22 protein-coding genes are annotated in these 23,871 nt (G+C 71.3%); 10 read left to right on the top strand and 12 right to left on the bottom strand.

From position 1 onward, the window contains the following. The first annotated feature begins 18 nt into the window (after nucleotides 1-18). Entirely contained in the window at nucleotides 19-678 is a 660-nt protein-coding gene (locus K1T35_RS19535) for a FadR/GntR family transcriptional regulator (RefSeq protein WP_220261555.1), read from the top strand. A gap of 10 nt (nucleotides 679-688) precedes the next feature. On the opposite strand, the gene K1T35_RS19530 is transcribed toward K1T35_RS19535, so the two are convergent. Next, complete coding sequence (locus K1T35_RS19530) at nucleotides 689-1,048, bottom strand: hypothetical protein (protein WP_220261554.1); 360 nt, start codon at nucleotides 1,046-1,048, stop codon at nucleotides 689-691. Between the two features lie 146 nt (nucleotides 1,049-1,194). Next, nucleotides 1,195-2,931, bottom strand: coding sequence for a sigma-54-dependent Fis family transcriptional regulator (locus tag K1T35_RS19525; RefSeq protein ID WP_220261553.1), 1,737 nt, complete (start codon nucleotides 2,929-2,931; stop codon nucleotides 1,195-1,197). Between the two features lie 143 nt (nucleotides 2,932-3,074). Between K1T35_RS19525 and K1T35_RS19520 the strand changes: the two genes are divergently transcribed. Both K1T35_RS19520 and K1T35_RS19515 read left to right on the top strand, forming a co-directional pair. Beyond that, nucleotides 3,075-4,589, top strand: a complete 1,515-nt coding sequence (locus K1T35_RS19520; protein ID WP_220261552.1) for an NAD(P)/FAD-dependent oxidoreductase — start codon at nucleotides 3,075-3,077, stop codon at nucleotides 4,587-4,589. Nucleotides 4,590-4,602: 13 nt separating this feature from the next. Then, nucleotides 4,603-5,415: an alpha/beta fold hydrolase gene (locus K1T35_RS19515; protein ID WP_220261551.1), complete on the top strand. Its 813-nt coding sequence runs from the start codon at nucleotides 4,603-4,605 to the stop codon at nucleotides 5,413-5,415. Nucleotides 5,416-5,432: 17 nt separating this feature from the next. Here the strand turns inward: K1T35_RS19515 and K1T35_RS19510 are convergent, their stop codons facing one another. Further along, complete coding sequence (locus K1T35_RS19510; RefSeq protein ID WP_220261550.1) at nucleotides 5,433-5,912, bottom strand: MarR family winged helix-turn-helix transcriptional regulator; 480 nt, start codon at nucleotides 5,910-5,912, stop codon at nucleotides 5,433-5,435. Between the two features lie 75 nt (nucleotides 5,913-5,987). Between K1T35_RS19510 and wrbA the strand changes: the two genes are divergently transcribed. After that, on the top strand, nucleotides 5,988-6,668 hold the full coding sequence (wrbA, locus tag K1T35_RS19505) for an NAD(P)H:quinone oxidoreductase (protein ID WP_220261549.1): 681 nt from the start codon (nucleotides 5,988-5,990) through the stop codon (nucleotides 6,666-6,668). Between the two features lie 25 nt (nucleotides 6,669-6,693). Continuing rightward, on the top strand, nucleotides 6,694-8,145 hold the full coding sequence (locus tag K1T35_RS19500; RefSeq protein WP_220261548.1) for an MFS transporter: 1,452 nt from the start codon (nucleotides 6,694-6,696) through the stop codon (nucleotides 8,143-8,145). A gap of 9 nt (nucleotides 8,146-8,154) precedes the next feature. Here the strand turns inward: K1T35_RS19500 and K1T35_RS19495 are convergent, their stop codons facing one another. Continuing rightward, nucleotides 8,155-9,402: an NAD(P)-binding domain-containing protein gene (locus K1T35_RS19495; RefSeq protein ID WP_220261547.1), complete on the bottom strand. Its 1,248-nt coding sequence runs from the start codon at nucleotides 9,400-9,402 to the stop codon at nucleotides 8,155-8,157. 123 nt (nucleotides 9,403-9,525) lie between these two features. Between K1T35_RS19495 and K1T35_RS19490 the strand changes: the two genes are divergently transcribed. Continuing rightward, a complete protein-coding gene (locus tag K1T35_RS19490; protein WP_220261546.1) occupies nucleotides 9,526-10,923 on the top strand; it encodes an amidohydrolase family protein in 1,398 nt (465 codons plus the stop codon). On the opposite strand, the gene K1T35_RS19485 is transcribed toward K1T35_RS19490, so the two are convergent. After that, nucleotides 10,848-11,483: a cupin domain-containing protein gene (locus tag K1T35_RS19485; RefSeq protein WP_220261545.1), complete on the bottom strand. Its 636-nt coding sequence runs from the start codon at nucleotides 11,481-11,483 to the stop codon at nucleotides 10,848-10,850. The two genes, K1T35_RS19490 and K1T35_RS19485, sit on opposite strands and share 76 nt — an antisense overlap. Nucleotides 11,484-11,669: 186 nt before the next feature. Between K1T35_RS19485 and K1T35_RS19480 the strand changes: the two genes are divergently transcribed. The 3 genes from K1T35_RS19480 to K1T35_RS19470 are packed head-to-tail and all read left to right on the top strand — an operon-like array spanning nucleotide 11,670 to nucleotide 15,267. After that, on the top strand, nucleotides 11,670-13,094 hold the full coding sequence (locus K1T35_RS19480) for a GntP family permease (protein ID WP_220261544.1): 1,425 nt from the start codon (nucleotides 11,670-11,672) through the stop codon (nucleotides 13,092-13,094). Nucleotides 13,095-13,120: 26 nt separating this feature from the next. Next, a complete protein-coding gene (locus K1T35_RS19475; protein ID WP_220261543.1) occupies nucleotides 13,121-14,341 on the top strand; it encodes a CaiB/BaiF CoA-transferase family protein in 1,221 nt (406 codons plus the stop codon). Beyond that, the gene (locus tag K1T35_RS19470; RefSeq protein WP_220261542.1) at nucleotides 14,338-15,267 is read left to right on the top strand and encodes a hydroxymethylglutaryl-CoA lyase; all 930 of its coding nucleotides are present in this window, start codon (nucleotides 14,338-14,340) and stop codon (nucleotides 15,265-15,267) included. Before K1T35_RS19475 ends, K1T35_RS19470 begins: the two co-directional genes overlap by 4 nt. 461 nt (nucleotides 15,268-15,728) lie before the next feature. Here the strand turns inward: K1T35_RS19470 and K1T35_RS19465 are convergent, their stop codons facing one another. After that, on the bottom strand, nucleotides 15,729-16,070 hold the full coding sequence (locus tag K1T35_RS19465; RefSeq protein ID WP_220261541.1) for a hypothetical protein: 342 nt from the start codon (nucleotides 16,068-16,070) through the stop codon (nucleotides 15,729-15,731). 462 nt (nucleotides 16,071-16,532) lie between these two features. Between K1T35_RS19465 and K1T35_RS19460 the strand changes: the two genes are divergently transcribed. Beyond that, a complete protein-coding gene (locus tag K1T35_RS19460; protein WP_220261540.1) occupies nucleotides 16,533-16,952 on the top strand; it encodes an Imm7 family immunity protein in 420 nt (139 codons plus the stop codon). Nucleotides 16,953-17,406: 454 nt separating this feature from the next. On the opposite strand, the gene K1T35_RS19455 is transcribed toward K1T35_RS19460, so the two are convergent. The 6 genes from K1T35_RS19455 to K1T35_RS19430 form a co-directional block, all read right to left on the bottom strand. Then, nucleotides 17,407-18,192 carry an IclR family transcriptional regulator gene (locus K1T35_RS19455; protein WP_220261539.1) on the bottom strand — a complete coding sequence of 262 codons (786 nt, stop codon included), beginning with the start codon at nucleotides 18,190-18,192 and terminating at the stop codon, nucleotides 17,407-17,409. Nucleotides 18,193-18,236: 44 nt separating this feature from the next. Then, nucleotides 18,237-19,679, bottom strand: a complete 1,443-nt coding sequence (locus tag K1T35_RS19450; RefSeq protein WP_220262710.1) for an aldehyde dehydrogenase — start codon at nucleotides 19,677-19,679, stop codon at nucleotides 18,237-18,239. A gap of 103 nt (nucleotides 19,680-19,782) precedes the next feature. Then, complete coding sequence (locus K1T35_RS19445) at nucleotides 19,783-20,709, bottom strand: helix-turn-helix domain-containing protein (protein WP_220261538.1); 927 nt, start codon at nucleotides 20,707-20,709, stop codon at nucleotides 19,783-19,785. Between the two features lie 77 nt (nucleotides 20,710-20,786). After that, entirely contained in the window at nucleotides 20,787-22,175 is a 1,389-nt protein-coding gene (locus K1T35_RS19440) for an APC family permease (RefSeq protein ID WP_220261537.1), read from the bottom strand. Continuing rightward, entirely contained in the window at nucleotides 22,172-22,480 is a 309-nt protein-coding gene (locus K1T35_RS19435) for a hypothetical protein (protein ID WP_220261536.1), read from the bottom strand. The genes K1T35_RS19440 and K1T35_RS19435 overlap by 4 nt, the downstream gene beginning before the upstream one ends. Nucleotides 22,481-22,495: 15 nt before the next feature. Next, nucleotides 22,496-23,758 carry an NAD(P)/FAD-dependent oxidoreductase gene (locus K1T35_RS19430; RefSeq protein ID WP_220261535.1) on the bottom strand — a complete coding sequence of 421 codons (1,263 nt, stop codon included), beginning with the start codon at nucleotides 23,756-23,758 and terminating at the stop codon, nucleotides 22,496-22,498. Nucleotides 23,759-23,871 lie beyond the last annotated feature (113 nt).

Here is a 23,871-nt window from a genome sequence, read left to right as displayed (position 1 = left end):
TCTGGTTAGACTGCCGCGGTGACCGCGGTGGAACACTCGCTGCGCTCCCTGTTGGCCCAGGGCGCGGAGGACGGCACGTTCGGGCCGGGATCCAAGCTGCCGACGGAGCGCGACCTGGTCGAGCGCCTCTCCGCCCCGCGCAGCGCGATCCGGCGTGCCCTGGAGGCACTCGAGCACGAGGGCGTGATCGTCCGCCACGTCGGGCGCGGCACCTTCCTCGCCGAGGCTCCAGCGCCGCGGCGGGGCGCACCGCCCGACACAAGTCCGGCCGAGATCATGCAGGTCCGGCTCGTCCTCGAGCCTCCCGTCGCAGCGCTCGCCGCGCGCGTCGCCACCCAGGCCGACCTCGACCGGATCGGGCGCTGCCTCGACCGCGGCGGCGAGGCCGACGGGTTCGAGGCCTTCGAGGCATGGGACGCGAGGCTGCACCGCGCCATCGCGGAGGCCGCCCACAACGGCCTGCTCATGAACATGTTCGACGTCATGAACACCGCCCGGCACCTGCCCGTGTGGGGAAGCCTGAAGCGCCGCACCTCCACCCCCGAGCGGCGCCGTTGCTACCACACCGAGCACACCGCCATCGTCGATGCGCTGCGCGACCGCGACCCTGACGGCGCCCAGGTCGCCATGCACCGGCACCTGCACAACGTCGCCGACAGCCTCCTCGGCCGACGCTGACCGGGTACTACTACAGACCCGCGGCCTTGAACACGCCGGCGAGCCAGATCAGGAAGTTGCTGACGACGCCGGGCGGGGTCGTGGGGGTCGAAGCCGAGGTACCGGCTGCCGGGGCGGTGCCGGTCGTGCCGCCGGTGGGCGCGGTGCCGCTTCCGGTGCCGCCGGTCGCGGAGCCCCCCGAGGTATCGGACGCCTGTTCGTCCGCACCGCCCTGGCTCGGGCAGAGCAGCTCCTGCATGCCGACCGGGAGGCCTGCACAGGCGTCGCCGCCGGTGCCACCCTCCGAGGGCAGGGATGACGCGACGGGCGCACTGGCGCCGGTCGCCGCGTTCGCGGTACCTGGTCCGATGAGCAGCGCTGCCGCCACCATCGCAGAACCTGCCGCAAGACCGACCACTCGCATGATGTCCCCCTGGCGAGCCGCTTACAGTGGTGTGGGCAAAACCATACTCACACCGAGGCGTCGCGCGTTCGGCGATCGGGTGGGCGCTCGCGCCGCACAGCGCGAGGCTCCGCTCAGACGGTGATCCGGTACTGCCGGATCTTCCGGTAGAGCGTCGAGCGCGCCAGGCCGAGCGCGGCCGCCGCGGCCACCCGGTTGCCGCCGGCGTCGCGCAGCGCGTTGACGATCGCGTCGCGCTCGGCCTGGTCGACCGGACGCAGCGAGCTGCGCGGCGCGCTCTGGCAGAACGCCGGCAGGTCCGCCGCCTCGATGCGGCCCACGGGACGGCGGCGCAGCGCCGACGCGAGCGCATCCCTGAGCTGGCGCACGTTGCCGGGCCAGTCGTAGCGGCTCAGCAGCCGCAGCGCCTCCCGGGAGAGCCGCACGTCGCGGTGCGCGGCCAGCCCTGCTAGCAGGGCGTCGACCAGCGCCGGCAGGTCGCCCGAGCGGTTCCGCAGCGGTGGCACCGTCGCCGATGTGCCGAACAACGTGAGCAGCGCGTCGTGCGTGGGCTCGGCCGCGGTGGCCGCGATGGACGGCACGTCGTCGCCGAGCGCGGCGAGCAGCGCGTCCATCGCGGCTCCCGACAGGCGGTCGACGTCCCGCAGCACGGGCAGCGCCGGTGACGGCTCCGGCCGCAGGATCGCGGCGGCGACGTCCATGGGAGCGGCCTCGACCTGCTCCGCCTCGATGCCGACGACGCGGCCCGTCTCGTGGATGTGCCGGTAGCGCTCCGACAGCAGCGTGAACCGCCCGCTGCCGGGCTCTCCGATGACGAGGACCGCCGAGCCGGCGCGCAGTGCCCGCCCGACGGCCGCCGAGGCGACCCGCCATGCCGGCGATCCGCTCTCCGCCGCTCGTACGGCCCGCGCGGGCGCCCCCGCGCCGCCGTCGACCTCGTTCAGCACCGACACCACCGCGACCATCCCGGCGTCGGCGGCACCGACGGTCACCGTGGACCCGCGCAGCCGCACCCGCGCCCCGGACGGCAGGTCGACCCGCTCGTCCACGGTCGCGTGGCGGATCATGAGGAACCGCAGGTGGTCCTGCAGTGCCAGCATGTCGCCCGGGTCGAGCAGGGTCTGCATCGGCGAGTTCGCCATCACCGTCCGCGGCCCGACGGCAAGGACGGCCTGCCTGCTGCGGGCGTCGACGCGGGTGTAGGTGTCGAACAGCGCCTGCTGCTGCTGGTTGCGGTCCGCCAGCAGGTTGCGCTGGATGCGCGCGGCCGCCGAGCGGACCAGCGAGTGCAGGATCGGCGAGGAGTCCTCGCTCAGGCAGCTGATGTCCAGCACGCCCTCGATCCGGCCGGTGAACGGGTCGCGGATCGGCGCGCCCGCACAGGCGTAGGGCTGCAGGCTCTCGACGAAGTGCTCGGCTCCGACGATGTGCACCGAATCGCCGAACTCCAGGACCGTCCCGACGCCGTTGGTGCCGACCGACCCCTCGGCGTAGCCGAAGCCCTGCGCGAAGTACAGGCGGTCGGCGACGCGGCCGGACCACCGGCTGCTGTCTCTCCTGACGAGCAGCCGGGCCCGGTCGTCGGTCAGCGCCACGCACGTCGGGATGTCCGCGATCTGCTCGCCGAGCTGCTCGATCACCGGCAGTGCGCAACGGACGAGGCGGGAGCCGAAGTCGAGGTCGCTGTGGTACTCGGTGATCACGACACTCGGGTGGACCCCGCTGGAGACGCTGCGCCGCCATGACGCGGCCACGTGGCCGGGCACGCCGCGCAGATCCGTGTCCGCGCGCTCCAGGAACGCGGCGCGGGCGGAGGTGAGCAGGAGCCTGCGATCCGCGAGGTCTCCCATGCGTTCGCACCTCCCCGTGCCCACCTCACATCGTGCGCCCCCGGTCAAGGTCCGAGTCTGTCCGAATTTGGGACATCATGCGTTCCGGAAGATCTGTATACGGTGACCTGCGTCACGATCTCCACCCCGTCGAAGGTCGAAACATGACGACTGCACCAGGCACAGCCCCCGAGCGGGACATCGCGGAAACCCAGGACGCCGGTCACGTCGACGTCCTCATCGTCGGGGCCGGGGTATCCGGGATCGGCGCCGCGCACCACCTGCGGGAGCGCTTCCCCGAGCGCACCTTCGCCATCCTGGACGCGCAGGACAACCGGGGCGGGACCTGGTGGACGCACCGGTACCCGGGGGTGCGCTCGGACAGCGACCTGTTCACCTACGGCTACCGGCACAAGCCGTGGCGTGGCCCGTCGATCGCGGCGGGAGAGGAGATCCTCGCCTACCTCGACGAGGTCATCGACGAGGACGACTTGGACCGGCACATCCGCTACCGGCACCGGGTCACCGCGGCCGCCTGGTCCACGGAGGACCGCCGATGGACCGTCGAGGTCACCCGGGAGGACACCGGACAACGGCTGCGGTTCACCACCGACTTCCTGTGGATGTGCCAGGGCTACTACAACCACGCCAGGCCCTACCAGCCGCGATGGGAGGGCATGGACCGGTTCCAGGGCCTGATCGTGCACCCGCAGGGCTGGCCCGATGACCTCGACCACACGGGCAAGCGCATCGTCGTCATCGGCTCCGGCGCCACCGCGGCGACGCTGATCCCCGCGATGGCGGAGAAGGCGGAGCACGTGACGATGCTGCAGCGCTCCCCGTCCTACTACTTCGCGCCGCCGGTCACCCACGAGCTCGCCGTGACGCTGCGCGAGCTGGACATCCCGGAGGAGTGGACGCACGAGATCCTGCGCCGTCAGTACATCGCGCAACAGCACTGGCTCACTCGGATGTCGCAGGATGCGCCCGATGAGCTGCACACATTCCTCATCGACTCGATGCGCCCGCTGCTTCCCGATGGCTTCGACGTCGAGAAGCACTTCACCCCGCGGTACCGCCCGTGGCAGCAGCGCATCGCCATCGTCCCGGACGGCGACCTGTTCGCGGCGCTGCGCGAGGGCAAGGCCTCGATCGTCACCGACACCATCGAGGAGTTCACCGAGAAGGGCATCCGTGTCGGCTCGGGCGAGGAGATCGAGGCCGACGTCGTGGTGACGGCCACCGGATTCAACCTGTCGGCCTTCGGCGACGTGGCCTTCACCGTCGACGGCGAACCGGTCGACTTCACCCGACGGCTCACCTGGCGCGGCGTCATGATCAGCGATGTGCCGAACATGGCCTACGTGTTCGGCTACTTCCGGCACAGCTGGACGTTGCGCGTGGACCTGGTGATCGATCTGGTCGACCGCCTGTTCCGACACATGGGGGACAAGGGCGCCACGGTGGTTGTCCCGACGCTGCGGCCGGAGGACGCCGACATGGAGATCCGGCCGTGGTCGGATCCGGAGAACTTCAACGCCGGGTACGTCATGCGCTCCCAGCACGTCCTGTTCAAGCAGGGTGACCGCGAGCCGTGGACGCACATGCTCGAGCACGAGCAGGAGGCGGAGATCCTTCCGAAGGCCGACCTCGACGACGGTTCGCTCGTCTACCGCTGAGCAGGAGGTTCCCGTGCCCGTGCAGACCGTCCGTACCGGAGTCGCGCTGAACTACGAGGTGAGCGGGGACGGCGACCCCCTCCTGCTCGTGATGGGCACCTCCGGCTCCATCCTGCTGTGGGGCGAGCTGCTGCCCCGCCTCGCCGAGCGCTACCGGGTCATCGCCTTCGACAACCGGGGACTCGGGGGCAGCGAACGCGGCGAGGGCCCGATCACAGCGGCCTCCATGGCGGAGGACGCATCCGCGCTGCTCGAGGCCCTCGACGTGCCGAGGGCACATGCCATGGGCTGGTCCCTCGGATCAGCCGTGGTGCAGGAGCTCGCCATGGCGCATCCGCGGCAGGTCGCCTCGGCGGTCCTGTACGCGACATGGGGCCGGTGCGACGGCTTCCAGCGCTCGATGCTGTCCGCGCTCCGACTCCCCTACGCGGTGCGGGACATGGAGGCGGCGCTGGCCGTCGCCGGGCTCGCGTTCTCCCCCGAGCTGCTGGACCGGCCGGACCTCCCGCAGCTGCTGGAACCGATGCTGCCCGCCTTCCCCCAGACCGAGGCCCAGATGGCGGTCACCGTGGAGCAGTGGGACGCCGACCTCGCGCTCGACACGCTCGACCGCCTCGGTGGGATCGAGGCGCCGACGCTCGTCGTCGTCGGCGAGCAGGACCTGCTGACCCCGCCGCGGCAGGCGAAGGCGGTGGCCGACGCCATCCCCAAGGCCACCTACGAGCTGGTGACCGGGCCCGGGTCGAGCCACTGCCTGCACATCGAGCGCCCCGACGACGTGGTGCGGATCGTCACCGGCTTCCTCGACGAGCAGGTCGTGACCTGATCGACCGGACCCTCCGGTCACGATTCCGCGACCGGCCCGTTTCGGCGGCCGCGCGGGTAGCCGGGGCGCCTGGTGTCCACGTTGACGGTCAGGGTCGTCAGGACGCCGGGTAGTTCGGCCACGGTCCGGGCGGGCAGCCCGGCCACGGTTTCCTCCGCCAGAGCACACCACAGCCGCTTGACCTGCTCGACGAGCACCTCGCCGCTGTCGGTGAGTTCCACGATGCTGGCGCGCTTGTCTGAGGGCACCGGTGTGCGGCGGACATGGCCGGATGCTTCGAGCTTGCGGGTCATGAGCGTGACGCTGGGCGGCTCGACCGCGAGCGCCTCACTGAGCTGGGCCTGGATCATCGGGCCGGTCCGGGCGAGCACGAGCAGGAGTGCCTCCTGGCCGGGGTGCAGGCCGAGCGGGGCCAGCAGCGCCGCGGCCCTGGCCCGGTGGCGCAGGCTCAGCAGGCGGATGGCCTGGTTGATGGCGTCGGCGTGCTCGAAGTCCACGGGCCTCCTTGACAGGTTAGTTACGCGCATAACTATTATGCAGATAACTAACCTTACTGCGTCGAGGAGCCGGGCATGACTGTGAAGGTTGCCGTCATCTACTACAGCGCGACGGGCGCGGTCCACGCACTCGCGCAGGCCGTCGCCGAGGGCGCTGCCTCCGCCGGGGCCGGAGTGCGGCTGCGGCGGGTCGCCGAGCTGGCGCCCGACAGTGCGATCGACCAGGACCCGCGGTGGCGGCAGCACGCCGATGCCACCGCATCGGTCGCACTGGCATCGCTCGAGGACCTGGCGTGGGCCGACGCGTTCGCGTTCGGGACGCCGACGCGGTTCGGTGCGCCGGCCGCGCAGCTCAAGCAGTTCATCGACCAGGCAGGCGGACTGTGGCACGAAGGCCGACTGGCCGACAAGCCGGTGACGGCCTTCACTTCGGCGTTCAACCGGCACGGCGGCAACGAGGCGACGATCTTGTCGCTGGGCAACGTCTTCTACCACTGGGGGGCGTTGATCGTCCCGCCCGGATTCACCGATCCGGCCGTGTCCGCCGCCGGCGGCAACCCCTACGGCACCTCGGCGGTGACCGGCCCGACCGGGGACGGCCCGGACACCGCGGCGCTGGAGGCGGCCAGGTACCAAGGTCGGCGACTGGCCCAGATCACGGCCCGGCTGCTGGCGGGCCGCGGCGTCACCGATATCGCCGTGGGCAACGGGAACGCCCGCGACGCCATGGCCGGAACGACCTCCCGGACCGCGTGAGCGGCCGGTCGGAGACGGGGAAGTCATGACCAGCACCAGCACCGCAGCTCAGAGGGCCGGGCGGCACGCCGGACCCGCCTGGTTGATCCTCTCACTGGCGTGTGCCTGCCAGTTCATGGTGATCCTGGACGCGTCCATCGTGAACGTCGCGTTGCCCTCGATCCGCCTGGACCTGGGCTTCACGCCCACCGGCCTCGCCCGGGTGGTGAATGGCTACCTGCTCACCTTCGCCGGCTTCATGCTGCTGGGCGGCCGCGCCGCCGACCTGTTCGGCCACCGCCGGATCCTGATCGCCGGGATGTTCTCGTTCTCGGCCTCGAGCCTGGTCGCCGGCATGAGCTCCGCTCCGGAGGTCCTGGTGGCGGCCCGTGTCGTGCAGGGCATGGGAGCCGCCATGCTGGCCCCGGCGACGCTGGTCGTGCTCAACACCTACTTCACCGAGGAGAAGGCGCGGGCCCGGGCGTTCGGCATGTGGGCGGCCTCCGGCGGTGTGGGCGGGATGGCCGGCGCCGTCGTGGGTGGTGCCCTCACAACCGGCCTGTCGTGGCGGTGGGTCTTCCTGATCAACGTGCCGATCGGCGCGGTACTGATCGTAGTGGCCATGATCGCGCTGGCCGGCGGGCGAGCCGTTCGACGGGAACCGCTCGACCTCGTCGGCGCGGTCACGGGGACGGTAGGGCTGGCCGCGCTGATCTACGGAGTCATGCACAGCGCCGATCACGGCTGGGCGTCCGCACCGGTCGTCGGGCCGGTCGTGGCGGGCCTGGTCCTGCTCGTCGTGTTCATCGTGGTGGAGGCGCGTTTCGCCGCTCACCCGATGATGCCCCTGCGGCTGTTCACGATCCGGGGGGTGGCCGTCGGCAACGCCATGTTGATGCTGTTCGGCGGGATCGCCATCGCTATGTGGTATTTCACGTCGCTGTTCCTGCAGAACGTCCTCGGCTTCAGCGCGCTCGACGCCGGACTGGGGCAGACACCTGCGGCGGTGACGTTCCTGGTGGTCGCGCGATGGGCCGCCGCCCTGCTGCCGCGCACCGGTGTGCGCCCGCTGATGCTGGCCGGTTGCGGCTGTTTCCTGGCCGGTTTCGGCTGGCTCGCCCAGGCCCACGCCGACAGTGGCTACGTCACGAGCGTGCTCGGGCCCACGCTGCTCGTCGCGGTCGGCATCGGGCTGACCTTCCCCACTCTCATGGCGGCGGCGACCGCCGATGCCCCCGAGGGCGACGCGGGGATCATCGGCGGCCTGGCCAACACCGCCAGTCAGGTAGGCGGGTCGATCGGCCTGGCGGTGCTCGCGACGGCCGCCGGCGCCAGAGCCGCGGCGGAGACCGACGCGGATTCCCCTGCCGCCCTCGCCGCCGGCTACGACCTGGTCTTCCTCATCGCGGCCGGGCTCGGCCTGGCCATCGCGGCGGTCAGCGCGCTGCTACCGCACTCCGGCGAGGAATCCGGCGCCGGGCCGGCGCCGGCGAGATGACCGGAGGCATCACCGCGCCCCGGAACCCTCCGGCAGCACCGTCGGCTGGTAGGCCAGCAACCGCCACGTCCCGTCCACCCGCACCCACACCGCCAGCGCGCGGTTGGCGAGCGCCTTGCGCGTGCCACCGGCGGTGATGTCCGCGTGCATCTCGCCGATGACCAGCGCCGTGTCCCCCTCCACGACGATCCGGTCGATCGGGTGGTCGATCCGGTGGTAGTCGTAGTAGCCCGACTCGAGCTTCTCCCGGTAGGAGTCGAGCGTGTCCACGCTGCCGTTGGAGTGGGTGTAGGTCAGGTCGGGATGGGCGAGCTCGACGAACGCCGCGATGTCGCCGCGCACCACGGCGTCGTAGCGGGCGTCTTCGAGGGACCGGATGGTCGCCTCGACCCCGTTCTCGGTCATCGGTTCGTCTCCTTCGTCGGTTCGCCTGCGCAACGCGGTGAGCACCCGCGCCATGTCCTGCTCCCCCAGCCCGGCCGCCACGGCATCGTCGAGCACCGCGAACGCCACCTCCGACGCGGGCAGACCGAGCCCGTGCCCGCGCGCCAGGTCGAGCGCGAGTCCCATGTCCTTGCGGATCAGCGACACCGGTGCCGCGACGCCCGCAGCGTCGGGGTCGAGGAACGCCTGCTCCTTGTACCCGACGTACGGGGCGCCCGCCGCGCTGCCGCGCAGCACCTCGTAGAAGACGGCGGGATCCAGCCCGCCGCACTCGGCGATCAGGATGCCCTCGGCGACGCCATGGCTGAGCACGCCCAGCACCGCGTTCACCGCGAGCTTGGCGACGGACCCCGAACCCACCGGGCCGGTGAGGAACTGGGCCGACGTCATCGCGGCGAGCACCGGGCGCACCCGCTCGACGTGATCGGGGTGCCCGCCGACCATGGTGCTGATCGCCGCGGTCTCGGCGAGCTGCACGCTGCCCGACACCGGGGCGTCGACGATCGCCACCGGGCCGCCTGCCGCGAGCTCGCGCACCACCTGCGGGCCGACCGTACCCATGACGACGTGGACGTGGTCCGCTCCGGCGCCCGACAGCGCGCCCAGCACGAGATCCCGGGTGGTCACGGCGTCGGGGAGCATGCTGATGCTGATCGGCGCCTCGGCCAGCGCCGCGGCGTCGGCCACCGGCATGACCCCGTCCGGCATCCGATCGAGCGCGGGGTCGTGGCCGAGGACGCGGTAGCCCGCCGCCACCAGGTTGCGTGCCATCGGACGGCCCATCCGGCCGATCCCCGCGAACCCGATCAGCACGGTCGGCCCCTTCCCCGTCGCATGTGGAGACCGTAGCGAGGCCGTCAAGTGTCACTTCACATGAGGCGAGTGTTGCTGCACACTCGGGGAGCCCGGCCGGCTCGACACGAACGGAGTTGTTCGATGTCCCCCACCGCTCCCCCCGCCCGCACGCTGCTGCGGGGCGGCGTCGTCATCACGGCTGACCCCGCCACCGACGTCCTCCCCCGCGGCGACGTCCTCATCGAGGGCGACCGGATCGCCGCGGTCGGCGCGCGGGTCGAGCCGCCGGCCGGCACCGACGTGGTCGACGTGCCGGGGCACATCGTGATGCCGGGCTTCGTCGACACGCACCGGCACACCTGGCAGTCGGTCGTGCGCGGCTACGCCGCGAACTGGACGCTCGGCCAGTACCTGGTGGGCATCCACAGCGGGCTGAGCAGGCACTTCCGTCCCGAGGACACCTACGTCGCCAACCTGCTCGGCGCGGTGGAGGCCCTGGACTCCGGGATCACGACGCTGCTCGACTGGTCGCACAACCTCTACACCCCGCAGCACGGCGACGCCGCCGTCCAGGCGTTGCGGGACGCGGGGCTGCGGGCGGTGTTCGCCCACGGCGGCGGCGCCCACGAATGGGGCGCCGTGCCCTCCGACGTCCCGCACACCGGCGACGTCCGCCGGATCCGTTCCGAGCAGTTCGCCTCGGACGACGGCCTGGTCACGATGGCCATCGCCCTGCGCGGCCCGCAGTTCACCACTGCCGAGGTCAACGCCCACGACTACAAGCTCGCCGCCGAGCTCGACCTGCCGATCACCGTGCACGTCGGCGACGGCGAGTGGGGCCGCAGTGGCCCGATTCGGCGGCTGCGCAGCGAGGGCCTGCTCCGCGACCGCACGACATACGTCCACTGCTGCACGCTCGACGACGACGAGCTCCGAATGATCGCCGACTCGGGCGGAAGCGCCTCGGTGGCCCCCGACGTCGAGATGGCGATGGGCCACGGCTGGCCGGCCACCGGTCGGCTACTGCGGGCCGGCGTGCGCCCCAGCCTCTCGATCGACGTCTGCAGCCTCAACGGCGGGGACATGTTCGCCACCATGCGCACGGCGATCGGCGTGCAGCGGGCCCTGGACAACGACCGCCACGTCCAGGAGGGCACCGCACCCGAGCGGCTCGACCTCACCTGCCGCGACGTCGTCGAGTTCGCCACCATCGACGGGGCACGGGCGTGCGGGCTGGACGACCGCACGGGGTCGCTGACGCCCGGCAAGCAGGCCGACGTGATCGTACTGGCGCCGTCGGTGGCGACGTCACCGCTCAACAACCCGCTCGGCGCCGTGGTCTACGCGGCACACCCCGGCCTCGTCGACACCGTGTACGTGGCGGGGCGGTGCCGCAAGCGCGCGGGCAAGCTGCTCGACGTCGACCTGGACGACCTGCTGCGGCGGGCCGTGCGATCCCGCGATCACCTCGTCTCGGCGTTCCCCGATGCGGGATCGGAGCGGGAGTGGTTCCCCGGCCAGGTGCGTCCGGACCGGTGAACGATGAACCACAGCGCACGGCAGTCCTCGGTGCCGGTGTTCTCGAGCTTGTGGGGCCGGGTGGCGTCGAAGGCCGCGGAGTCGCCGACTCCGAGCTCGTAGGCCTCGAACCCGAGGTGGAGCGTGAGCTGCCCCGACAGCACGTAGCAGCAGTCGAGGCCCGTGTGCTGGCTGAACCGCCCGGACGCCCCTGACGTGCTCCCCGCCGGGTAGGTCGCCTCCAGGAACTCCAGCTCGCCGGGGTCGAGGTGCGCGAGGCGCTCCCACACCACCCCGGTGTCGAGCACGATGCGGGACCGTTCGGTGCTGCGCACCACCGGCTCGCCCCGGACCGAGTCCGGCCACTCGGCCCCGGCACCTTCCCGGGCGAAGAGCGCGTCCATCGACAGGCCGAGCTCCTCGACGACGGCGTAGAGCGTGGACACCGATGCGCGACTGCGCCCGATCTCCACCTGCGACAACATGCTCGCCGACACGCCCACCCGCTGCGCGAGCGCGCGGAGGGACAGCCCCTGACGCAGCCGTTCCGCACGCAGGCGCGCACCGAGCTCGGTCTCCACCCACTGCCCCCTTGCCCGTCGCGTCCACCCGCGTGCTCGCGGTCAGGGTAGCCGCCGCCCGATGGCTACGGCTTGCCCACATCGTGGATGTGTGCTCATATTGTGAGCGGCCTGGTCGGGTGGCATCCGCCTGACGTCGACACCTCGCTCCGCTCGACGCCGAGCGCACACAGGGGAGAACAGCCGTTGTCCGACACCGTTGTCTTGATCAACACCGGGGTTGCCGTGCTCGCGGTGGTCCTGCTGATCGTCCGTTTCAAGCTCAACCCCGTGGTCGCGCTCGTGCTCGGGTCGGCCTACCTGGGGCTCAGTACGGGGCTGGGCGTCGACGGCACCGTCAAGGCGATCACCGGCGGATTCGGCGAGATCATGGCCGACGTCGGGCTGTTGATCGCCTTCGGTGTCCTGACCGGCGCGATCCTGCACGAGATCGGCGCCATCGAACGGCTCGTCGCGATGCTGCTACGCGTCTTCGGGCCGAAGCGGATGCCCTACGCCCTGTCCGTCACGATCGCCACAGCCCTCCAGTCGATCTTCCTCGACGTGCTGCTCGTGATCTCCGCCCCGCTCGCCCGCAGCCTCGCCCCCCGGATCGGCAGGCTCGGCACGGCGCGGATGGCCACCGCACTCGCGATCGGCCTGGAGTGCGGCATCGTGCTGATGATCCCGGGCGTCGGCACCCTCGCACTGGCCGGACTGCTCGGCGTGCCGCTGGGCAGGATGCTGATCTTCGGTCTGATCCTCGTGGTGCCCACCGTGATCATCGCGGTGGCGATCATGTCCTTCCTGTTCCGGAAGGGGTGGTGGGACCCGGCGAAGGACGAGGGCCGGATCGACCGCCCGGCGCCTTCCGAGGAGGGTGCCGAGCCTGCCGGCGCCGCCGGATCGCCGACCGTCGCCACGAACTCGTCGGACGCGACAGCCGCCGCCGTGGCGGTCGCCGATCCGGCTGTGCAGGAGCGCCGCCACGTCCGGCTGATCGTGCTCCTCGGCCCGCTGCTGGGCGCGCTGGTGCTCATCGCCGCCGGTGCCGTCACCGAGATCGCCGGTCTGCAGAACCCGGTCGTCGACTTCGTGTCGCAGCCGGTGATCGCGCTGCTCGCGGCCATGGTCGGCACGAGCCTCGTGGGGCGGTACGCGGCCGGTCGCAAGCGGATCGAGCGGGCCATCGCCACCGGCTTCCGCGAGAGCGGGCAGATCCTCATCCTCACCGCGGTCGGCGGCTCGCTCGCCGCCACGATCAAGGAGGCCGGGCTGGGCGACATCCTCGGCCAGTACTTCACGGCGCAGACCGCGGCGCCGCTGCTGATGGTGTGGGTGATCGCCGCCGTGCTGCACGTGGCCGTCGGCTCGGTGACGATCTCGGCGATCACCGCCGCCGGCATCCTCGCCCCGGTGGCGCCCGTCATCGGGCTCGACCCGGTGCTCATCGCGCTCGCAGCGGGCGCAGGCTCGCTGTTCGCGGTGCACGTCACGAGCAACACGTTCTGGCTGCTCCAATCGCTCATGGGCCAGACGACCCGCGGCACGCTCAAGACCTGCTCGGTGGGGGTCTCGGTCGCCTCGATCGTGGCGATCCTGCTCATCCTGCCGCTGAGCCTGGTCGTCTGACCGAAGTCGTATCTCGAGAGGACGCAATGGACGACGCCCCGATCCAACCCCTGCGCGGAGTCCGGGTGCTCGAGCTCGGCAACTACATCGCCGCGCCGACGGCCGGGCGGCTGCTCGCCGACTTCGGCGCCGAGGTGATCAAGATCGAGCGTCCGGGCACCGGGGACGAGCTGCGCAACTGGCGGCTCTACCAGGGAGAGACCTCGCTGCTCTACCGCACGATCAACCGGGGCAAGAAGTCGGTCACGCTGGACCTGCGGACGCCCGAGGGGCGCGACGTCGTGCTCGATCTCGTACGCCGGTGCGACGTCCTGCTGGAGAACTTCCGTCCCGGCACGCTCGAGAAGTGGGGGCTCGGCCCCGACGAGCTGGACGCGGTCAACCACGACCTAGTGATCGTGCGGATCTCCGCCTTCGGGCAGACCGGCCCGCTGGCGCAGCGGCCCGGGTTCGCGGCGGTCGCCGAAGCGGTCGGCGGGATGCGCGAGCTCGTCGGTGAGCCCGACCGCCCACCGTCGCGGGTCGGTGTCTCGATCGGCGACTCGATCGCGGGCCTCTACGCCGCGTTCGGTGCCGTGATGGGCCTGTTCCGGCGCGGCGCGGGGGCCGGCGCACCTCCGCTCACCGAACGGATCGTCGACGTCGCGCTCAGCGAGGCCGTCCTGTCCATGATGGAGTCGCTCGTGCCCGACCACCTCGCCTACGGCGTGCACCGCACCCGGACCGGTGGCCGGATGGAGGGCATCGCCCCGTCGAACTCCTACCCCTGCGCCGACGGCACGAGCGTGATCATCGCCGGCAACGGGGACGGGATCTTCCGGCGCCTGATGACCGTGATCGGCCGGGCCGACCTCGGCGCGGACCCCGCGCTCGCCTCCAACAGCGGGCGCTGGGCGCAGCGCGACCTGCTCGACGACGCGATCGGCTCCTGGACGGCCGGCCTGCCGCGCCCTGCGGTGCTCGCCGCGCTCGACGCCGCCGGGGTGCCGGCAGGCCCTGTCTACACGGCCGCCGACATCGTCGAGGACGAGCAGTACCGGGCGCGCAACATGATCCAGTACCTGCCGGTCGACACCGGGGAGGGGCGAGCGCGCGAGATCGGATTCCCCGGGGTCGTCCCGGTGATCGGCAACGTGTCGCTGCCGGTGCGCAGCCTCGGCCCCGATCTCGGCGAGCACACCGCGGAGGTCCTCTCGGGGCTGCTCGGGATGAACGAGGAGGAGATCATGGCGGTGACCGGGTCGTGACGACCGTCGAGCTCCGCGACGTGACCCTGCGCGACGGGCTGCAGCTCACCGGCAAGGTGCTGCCGACCCATCGCAAGGTGGAGATCGCGCGGGAGTTGCTGCGCCTCGGCGTGCCGAGCCTGGAGATCGGCTCGATGGCCCGGCCCGACCTGGTGCCGCCGATGAGCGGCACTCTCGATGTGGTCGAGGCACTCACCCCGGATGAGCTCGCCCGCTGCTGGATCTGGGTGGCCACCTCGCGGCACGTGGAACGGGCGATCGCGGCGGGCGCGGTCAACGTCCAGTACTGCTTCTCCGCGTCCGACGCGCACAACCGCGCCAACATCGGCCGCTCCACCGAAGCGAGCCTCGATGCGATGCCGGCCGCCGTCGAGCTGGTCCGCGCCGCGGGCGGGCGCGTCCAGCTGTGCATCGCGACCTCGTTCACCTGCCCGTTCGAGGGGCCGGTCGCACCGGAGCGCGTGCTCGCGATCGCGAACGACCCGCGGGCCGAGGGCGCAGCGGACGTCGTCGTCTGCGACACGCTCGGCCAGGCGACACCGGCCGAGGTGGCGAACCTCGTCGGGCGCGTGCGCCGCGATACCCCGCCGCGCCGGATCGTGTTCCACGGACACGACACCTGGGGTCAGGGCGTGGCCAACAGCCTCGCCGCCGTGGCCGCGGGGGCGCAGGTCGTCGACGGCTGCCTCGGCGGGCTGGGCGGCTGCCCGTTCGCGCCCGGGGCGAGCGGCAACACCGCCACGGAGGACCTCGTGTTCGGCATGCGACCCGACTGGCTCACGCCCGACCGCATGGCCCGGCTCGTCGCGCTGGGGGAAGGCCTTCTCGCCGAGCTCGGGGAACCGAACCGCTCGAAGGCGGCGCAGGGCGCCCGGTCCCGGGCCACGGCGTTCCCGTGGACGATCGCTAGTGGTCGGATCCCTTAGTTCGTCGGGGGTCATGCGGCGGTCGGGTGCGTGATGCCCAGCTCTGCAGGGCCCAGGCGGTCGAGCAGCGCGCGGTCGGTCCGGGTGAAGGTCAAGCTCGGTGAAGTCCTACAGCCTGATGATCATGGGTGTTTCGGTGCTGTCGGCAGGCGGCAGTGCTCGCCCAGGTAGTCCGCCAGCCTGGTCAGGCTCCACGTGGTGAACTGCTGTCCCAGCGCCGAGGGGGTGCTGCGGGCGCGCGTTTCTGCTGGTCGTACCGGTGGGCCCCGGGGATCGAACTCTGAACCCGCGGACTAAAGGGAGTTGGTCGCCGTCGACATCGCCCTCTACCAGCATCTACGGCAGCAAGTCGGGTCCACCACGCCACCCTGCTCGCTTCGATGGCCCACGTTTCGCACCACGAACCGCACCACGGGCGATCTTCGCTCGCAAACTCCTGCACTTTCCTTCGCGACGAAGAGTTACTCGCCGAGGAACACCGCAGACACCCGTTCAGCCTGCGTCGGCGTCGCAGCCTTGGCGATCCGCAGCACCAGCCCATCCTCACGAACGTAGCTGTACTCCACGGCCGCCGGCAGCCGCTTCCCGATCTCGTTGATGTAGTCGACCCGCGCCTGCCCGGCCTCCTCGTCGGGCCACTGCTCGGCGCAGCCACCGCGCTCGCAGCCCTCGACGTCGCCACCAATGTCGGACGCCTCGACTCCCGGGATCGTGAACGTGGTGCGGGACGTGTATCCGTTCGGGCGGCCGAGCAGCCGGTTGGGGTCCGACTCCGCGGTCGACGAGTGCGGGTCCACGGCCACGCCAGCAGCCACAAGCTCGCCGACTGCAGCAGCGGCATCAACCGAGAAGGACTCGACTTCAGCTGCTGGGGGCTCGGCTGATACGCCAGCACCGGTGGCCGGGGTGCCAGCCGTTCCACCTCCGCAACCCGCGACGGCGAGCACAAGGAGCAGGAAGCCGATCGCGCCAGGGATTCTCACCCCGACAAGATCGCTGCTGGTTGCCACGTGTTACTTGCACCACCTCGTCGACGGTGATTGGTGAGGCCATGCACTGATCGACGGTGAGCGTGGACATAGCCGTGGACGTGATCATGCGCAGAGGTCTGCCGGCGCAGGATGTCGCCGGCCGGCGATCCATCGGAAGTTGCGGGGGTGAACACAAGGGACGTGGTGCCGTCGGCGCGAGTCGTCAATTCGAGGCGCCGGTGGCCCATGCCGGTCGTCTGTTCGACGCCAGCCGTCCGCCCGTAGGCTTACGCCGTGTTCCAGTACCACGGATGGATAGCGCTGAGATCGACTCCTGAGGCCGTGGATGACGAGCCACCTTTGCGGCTAGCGGAGATCCAGGCGCTGGTGGATGAGCTCGCGAGCTACGCGCTGATCGACCTGCGACCGATGAACGGCGAGTACTACATTCATATGGGCGGGAGCCCAAATCGTCGCGGGAGTCACGGTTCGGTTGTCATCGACCTACTGAGGAAGGTCGGGCAAGTGGCTCCGGGATCCTATGGGCTGCTCCACGTGTACGACGACGAAGATCCTCGGCACGGCAACTCGTTCCGCGTCTTCCGACTTGCCCGAGGAGTGGTCACCGAACATGCAGACACGTTGTTGTCGCCTGTGATCCCGTCGCTGGAAGACGCTTGGGCACCTGTAGGTGGCGCTAGCCCTGATCTTTGACGAGTTACCGGCGCAATGTAGATATTCGAATGCCTGAATTCCTCCCCGATGCCGGGTTGAGCTGGCGGGTTGATGTCTGGCCGTGGTCGCTCACCGGAGTTCTTCGCTCCGATCACGTACGTAACGAGTCCGGCAACGGCCGCCCGATCGCCGCCCGCGGCTACGGCGGACACGAAGGCGGCCTGGCCGGCGCCGTAGTCACCGCCGCCTACCTCGGCGCCGACCTCGAAGAAGTCGCCGCCGCGCTGGCCGGAGAGCCCCACCCACTTGCGCCAACTACGGTTCGCGGCCTGCCGGGCCGACTGTCGGCGACCCGCCCACATGGCCAGGCACCGGCTGTCCCGCAGCCACGGCGACGCCCGCTTAACACCTCATCGCGCGAGCTGTACGCGATCAGAGGAATGATCGCCAAGTCCAGCTGGAGCACTGGTACTCCCACCGGAGGTTGGAAGCACTAGCCGGGGGGACGGCCGCCCAGCGTGCGCGTGAGCTTCTCCGCGGCCCCGACGAGCAGGTCGACCCACTCCTCGCAGCGGGATCGCGGCATCCGGATGGTCGGGCCGCTGAGCGCGAGCGCACCGACGAGCTCGGTGGAGGCGTCGAAGACCGGGGCGGCGAGGCCGGATGAGCCGTCCTCGCGCTCGGCGGTGGTGATCGCGTAGCCGTCCTTGCGCGTCTGCGCGACCAGCTCCCTGAGCACCTCCGGGTCGGTGACGGTCGTGTCGGTGATCGACTCGAGCGGCCGGGAGAGGATGCGCTCGGCGAGCTCGTCGTCCCAGGCCAGCAGGACGCGACCGGCCGATCCGGCGTGCAGCGGGAGGAGCTTGCCCACGTACATGTCGCGGCGCAGGGCGTGGCGCGTCTCCGCCATAGCGACGCACACGCGGAAGCCCTGCTCCTCCCGGAAGAAGCAGGCCGTCTCCCCCGTGGCGTCGCGGAGCTCGCGCAGCACCGGGCTGACGATCGTGAGCACGTCGACGCCCTTGACGGCCGGGGCCGCCCAGTACGCCATGCGCACGCCGATGCGGATCTGGTCGCCGGTCCGGTCGAGCAGCCCCTGCGTCACCATGTTCGTCACCAGCCGCTGCACCGTGGAGGTCGGCATGCCGGTGGCCTGCTGGATCTCCCCCAGCGTGAGCGACGGGCGGGCGAGCGAGAACGCGTCGAGGATCTCGGTGATCTTGCCGAGCACGAGCAGGGGCTTCTGGCTCGCCGAGGTGGGGGCGTCGTCCGCCGACATGCGTCGAATCTACTGGCAGCGGCGGCGGGGCCGAGCGGACGCGCTCAGGCGAGGTTCACGAAGACGCTCTTGATCTCGGTGTACGCGTCGACGGCGTGGTGGCTCATCTCGCGGCCCAGCCCGGAGGCCTTGAACCCGCCCCACGGGGCGGCCGGGTCCGGCACGGGCAGGCCGTTGACGAACACCGAGCCGGCCCGGATGCCGGCGGCCAGGCGGTGGGCGGTGCGGAGGTCCTGCGTCCACACCGCGGCCGCGAGCCCGTAGTCGGTGTCGTTGGCGCGCGCGACCAGCGAGGCGAGCTCGTCCTCGTCGGAGTAGGTCAGCACCGACAGGACCGGCCCGAACACCTCCTCGCGGGCGATCCGCATCTCGTCGGTCACGCCGGTGACCACGGTGGGCGCGTAGAACCAGCCGGTGTCGCGAGCACGCGCGCCGCCGGTGACGATCTCGGCGTCCTCCTTGCGGGCCACCTCGACCAGGTTCTCGACGTGCGCGAGGTGCCGGGCCGAGACCAGCGGGCCCATCACCGTGCCCTCCTCCATGCCTGGCCCGACGCGCACGGACTCGGCACCGGCGGCGAGCTTGGACACGAACTCGTCCTCCCGGCGGGCATCGACGTAGAAGCGGGTGTAGGCCGCGCACACCTGACCGGAGTTCAGCAGCGCCCCACCCAGGTTCCCGGCCACCGCGGCGTCGATGTCGGCGCCGGCCGTGATGATCGACGGCGCCTTCCCTCCCAGCTCCAGCGTGACCCGCTTGAACGTGTCCGCCGCCGCTCGCCCGATGCTCCGGCCCACCTCGGTGGACCCGGTGAACGACACCTTCTCCACCCCCGGGTGCTCCACCAGCGCCGCACCCACCGCGCCGTCGCCGAGCAGCAGGTTGACCACCCCGCGGGGGAACCCGGCCTGCTCGACCAGCTCCACGAGCCGGATCGTGGTCAGCGGGGTCTGCTCGGCGGGCTTGAGCACCGCGGTGTTGCCGGTGGCGAGCGCGGGAGCGAGCTTCCACGACATGATCATCAGCGGGAAGTTCCACGGCGTGATCAGGGCGCACACCCCGAGCGGTTCGCGGCGGGTGTAGTTGAACGTGTCTGGGACCGACACCGGGTTCACCGCACCCTCGATCTTGGTCACCCAGCCCGCGTAGTAGCGGAAGTGATCGGCCGCCATCGGCACCGACACCTGCCGGGAGACGGCGAGCGGCTGGCCCTGGTCGAGGGTCTCCAGGCGGGCGAGCTCGTCGGCGTGGGCGTCGATGAGATCGGCCAGCCGGAACAGCAGCGCGGCCCGGTCGCGCGGGGACAGGTCGCGCCAGGCCGGGTCGACGAAGGCGCGCCGAGCCGCCGCCACCGCCGCGCTGACGTCCGCCACCTCGGCTCGGGCCACGGTGGTGATCACGGCCTCGGTCGCCGGATCGAAGGTCGGGTCCTCGGCGCCGCCGGAACCGCCGACCCACTGGCCGTCGATGTGGAGCTTGTTCGTGATCATGCCGATCCCGTCTCGAGGAGCTGCGCTTCCGCGATCCTGCTCGACGGGCGGCCGTCAGCCGTTGTCCGTGCGTGCGCGCCAGTAGCTCGCGAGCGCGGTTCTAGCCGGCCGAGCGGAGCTCACGGGGCGAGACTCCGAACTCCGCCCGGAAGCAGCGGGAGAAGTGCGCGGGGCCGACGAAGCCCCAGCGCCGCGCCACCGCCGCGATCGTCTCCCTGGCCAGCCGCGGGTTCTCCAGGTCCCTGCGGCTGCCCTCGAGCCTGCGCCTGCGCACCCACGCCGACACCGACGTCCCCTCGTCGTGGAACAGCTCGTGCAGGCGCCGGGTCGAGACGAAGTTCGCGGCGGCGATCGTGCCCGGCGACAGATCGGGGTCCTGCAGGTGCGCCTCCAGCCACCCGACCACCCGCTGCAGCGGCGTGTCCGGGCCCGCCTCCCGGTACTTCTCCACCACCGCCGCCGCCACCAGGTCCGTCAGCGTCCGCGCAGTCCGTCCCCCGCACGGCCCGGCCAGGTGGTCGGGGCGCTCGGCGAGCTCACGCAGGAACGGCCCGGCCAGCCGCCCGAGCCCGTCGCGCTCGGAGAGCCGCAACCCGACGGCCGTGGCGAGCCCGCGGTCGTCCAGGTCCAGCAGCCGCGTCGGCGCCATGACGACCAGGGTGCGGAACCCGGCGTCGTTCTCGATCGCGTACGGCGTGTCCACGTCGTAAACCGCCATGTCGCCGGGCGTGAGGACGCGTCGCCGCCCGTGCTGGACGAGCACCGAACTCCCCGCCAGCTGGTAGGAGACCTTGCACAGCCGGGTGCGTTCGCGGCCGATGTCCGCCGCGGTCCGGGTGACGGTGTGCGCGGTGCCGGCGGACACGTCACCGAGCACGACCTCCGGTGTGTGCTGCACGCGCACCCGGCCGCGGAACGCGGCCCGGCCTCCGTGGACCGCCAACTCCAGCGGCGGGAATGTCGAGGTGATCGCCTTTCCCCACGATGCGAAGTCGACGATGGACGATTCGGCGTGCTGTGTCGGCACCGATCTCCTCCGATCCTCGCGGTTCCGCAGACGATTCCAGCCGCTGTCGTGCCGCGCCAGCACCACGGAGCCCGGTGTCAGCCCTCGCGCAGCGTCAGCCGGCCGCGATCCTGGACCAGCCTGCGGTAGGCGTACAGCACGACGCCGGAGAGCAGCAGCGCGAGCCCGATCAGCACCTCCTTGACGCCGCCTGCGTAGCTGAGGGCGGGGTTGGTCGCGCCGATGACGAGGATCCCGGCGTTGAACACCGCGACGACGACCGCGACCGGGATCCACGCGCGCCCGAGCTTGATCGGACGTGGCCACGTGGGCCGGTCCCTGCGCAACAGCAGGAACCCGATGACGGCGAGGGTGACGGCGAGGATGTAGCCGATGTTGCTGGCGATGAGGATCGCCACGGGGTTGCCGACGAAGACCACGATCACCAGGTTGACCAGCATCGTGACCACGAGGGCCACGGCCGGCATACCGCGCCGGTTGAGGCGGCCGAACTGTGTGATGGTCATGTCCTCCTGTGCGATGCCGTAGAGCGCGCGGCCCGCGTCGGCGGACGAGGAGATCATGCTGAGGAACAGCGCGCCGCACAGCACGGCGGTCACGAGCCCGGACGCGCCACCGAACATCTGCTGGACGCTCACCACCCCGTAGGTGATCGGGTTCTCCGCGACCGCGGACTCGCCCAGCTGCGCGGTCGTGGCCAGCGGCACCAGCCCGTAGGCGAAGACCATGAACAGCGCGATCGTCCGGAGCGCCCTGGCGGTGTCGCGGACGGTGTCGCGGTATTCAGGGGCGAACGTCGCGCAGAGCTCGGTCCCGTAGATCGCCCACGCTGTGACGTAGAGCCAGACGACCACTGCGGTCCAGCCGCCGTCGAGGTGGGACGTGAGCCGGCCGACGTCCCAGCCTCCGGCGAGGAACGGCCCGATCGCGAGGACGGCGAGCACGACGATGAAGACGGCGCCGATGGCCTGATTGAACCGCACCGCGATGTCGATGCCCATGACGTTGAGCAGGGTGCAGGCGATCACGGTGGCGGCCGCGATCACGTGCGGCAGCCCCACGTCGACCGGCCCGGTGGAGAACAGCACCCATGTCGCATCCGGGAACCACTGCACCTGCACCAGCGCTCCGATGGTGAGCCCGACCAGGGCGAGGACGAGGGCCCAACCGCACCAGTAGCCGAAGGCGGCAAGCGGGCCGATCGGTGCGAAGTAGCGCTTCCAGGCCTCGGTGGCGTACAGCGGGATGCCGCCCGGCTTGTCCGGGAACATGCCGGCCATCTCGGCGAACAGATGGTTCTGCAGCAGCGCGACCACGGCGAGGCAGAGCCCGATGGCGATCGCGGGCCATGCACCGATGGCGCCGATCGTGTAGCCGAGCGAGATGAACAGCCCGTTCGCGACCGGCAGGGCGAGCATGAAGCCGTGGTGCCAGCGCAGGTTCTTGGGCGGGTGTGTCTCGGTCACAGCGGGCTCACCGCAGCGTCCGGCATGCGTCCGGTCTCGATCTCGACGCCATCGACGACGACGGAGAAGGCGACGAACTCGGGGATGTCGCCCGCGCCGGCGTTGGCCGCGTCGGCCGCCGCCTGCGTCTCGTAGATCCACACGTCGGTCCACGAGCCATCGGGCCGCTGGGCCAGCACCGGCACGGACACGAGCGCGGGGTGGGCGGCCTTGACAGCCAGGATCGCCGCGGAACGGAGCGCGAGGAACTTCTCCTCGGAGGCCTCCTCGACGCGGTAGTTCACGAACTCGACGAAGTGGGTCATGACGTTCTCCTTCGATCAGTGGTCGAGCAAGCGGCGGGCGGTGCGCAGGCCGCTCTCGACGGCGCCGTCGATGAACCCGGCCCAGCCGGTGGCGTAGTCGGAACCGGCGAGGTGCACCCGGCCGTGGGGTTGCTGCAGCGCCTGCAGCCGACGCAGCTGGCCGGGGCGCAGCATCGGCCAGGTCTCCCCGGAGAACCGGTCGGCGACCCAGTCGTGGCCCGCCACCTCGAGGACCTCGAGGTCCGGCCGCCACAGCGCGAAGGCCTTGGCCACGGCGTCGACGTCGTCCGGGCGCAGCCGCGCGGCCTCGGGCCCGAAGCCGACGAGGATCGTGTTGCCGTCGCCGGTGTACTCGGTCTGGGCGAAGGTCAGCGGGAGGTCTTTGCCGCCCATGACCACGAAGGGCTCGACCTCGCCCCGCACCGCGATCCACGTCTTCAGCCCCTGCGACGCCTGTCTGGCATGCGCGGGTAGCCCGGGTTCGAAGCGGATCGCGCCGAGGACGCTGAGCGGGAGCGTGACGACGACCTGCGAGGCGCGGAACGTCTCGCCCGACTCCGCGGTGACGGTCGCGCCGTCGGCGTCCTGGTCCACGGCGGCGACCACGGTGCCGAAGCGGATGTCCGCACCGGCGTCGGCGGCGATCGCCGAGGCGAGGGCCGTGGTGCCGTCCTTCAGCTTGTAGGTCGCGCAGGACTCGAACAGCAGCTGCCAGCTGCCCGACGCCGCCGAGCACCAGCGCAGCGCCTGCGTCAGGCCCGCCACCTCCGGCGGCGCGTTGAAGTTCAGAGCCCACATGCCCTCGAGCAGCTCCCGCTCGTCGGCGGGCAGGTCGAGCGCGCCGATCCGGTCGAGCACCGTCCGGCCGTCGAGCGCGTGGCAGTCGGCGCGCAGGAACGGCTCGTAGGGCCGGTCGAACCACTCCCGGGTGTCGGCCAGCATCGCGGTCATGCCCGGGTCGAGGAGCCCGAACAGCTCGTCGGGCGAACCCTCGTGCACTCGCCCACCCGCGTGCCAGAAGGCACGCTGCGGCACCGGGCTCCGGGTGATCTCGAGGTCGTACCTGGTGATCTCCGACCAGATGTGCGGCTGGGTCCAGTGCACCCAGGTCCCGCCCATCTCGAGCGGGCGTCCTAGCCGGTTGTCGGTCCAGGTGCGGCCACCGATCCGGTCCCGCGCCTCGAGGACCAGCACGGACACGCCGCGCCGACGCAGCTCCCTTGCGACGGTCAGACCGGCGAAGCCGGCTCCGACGACCACGACATCGGTGTCGTTCATGCACGGACCTCATGGCTTCTGGGGGAAGGGGCCGAACGGTGACGGCAGAGTGGTGGCCTCGTCCGAACCTAGTCAAGTGGCAAGTTCCGAACTTCTATCCAGATGGCTAGTTC

The sequence above is a fragment of the Pseudonocardia sp. DSM 110487 genome (assembly GCF_019468565.1).
In the GTDB taxonomy this organism is placed as follows: Bacteria; Actinomycetota; Actinomycetes; order Mycobacteriales; family Pseudonocardiaceae; genus Pseudonocardia.
The sequence above is the reverse complement of the archived record's forward strand: the minus strand, read 5'-3'. Positions and strand labels throughout refer to the sequence as shown.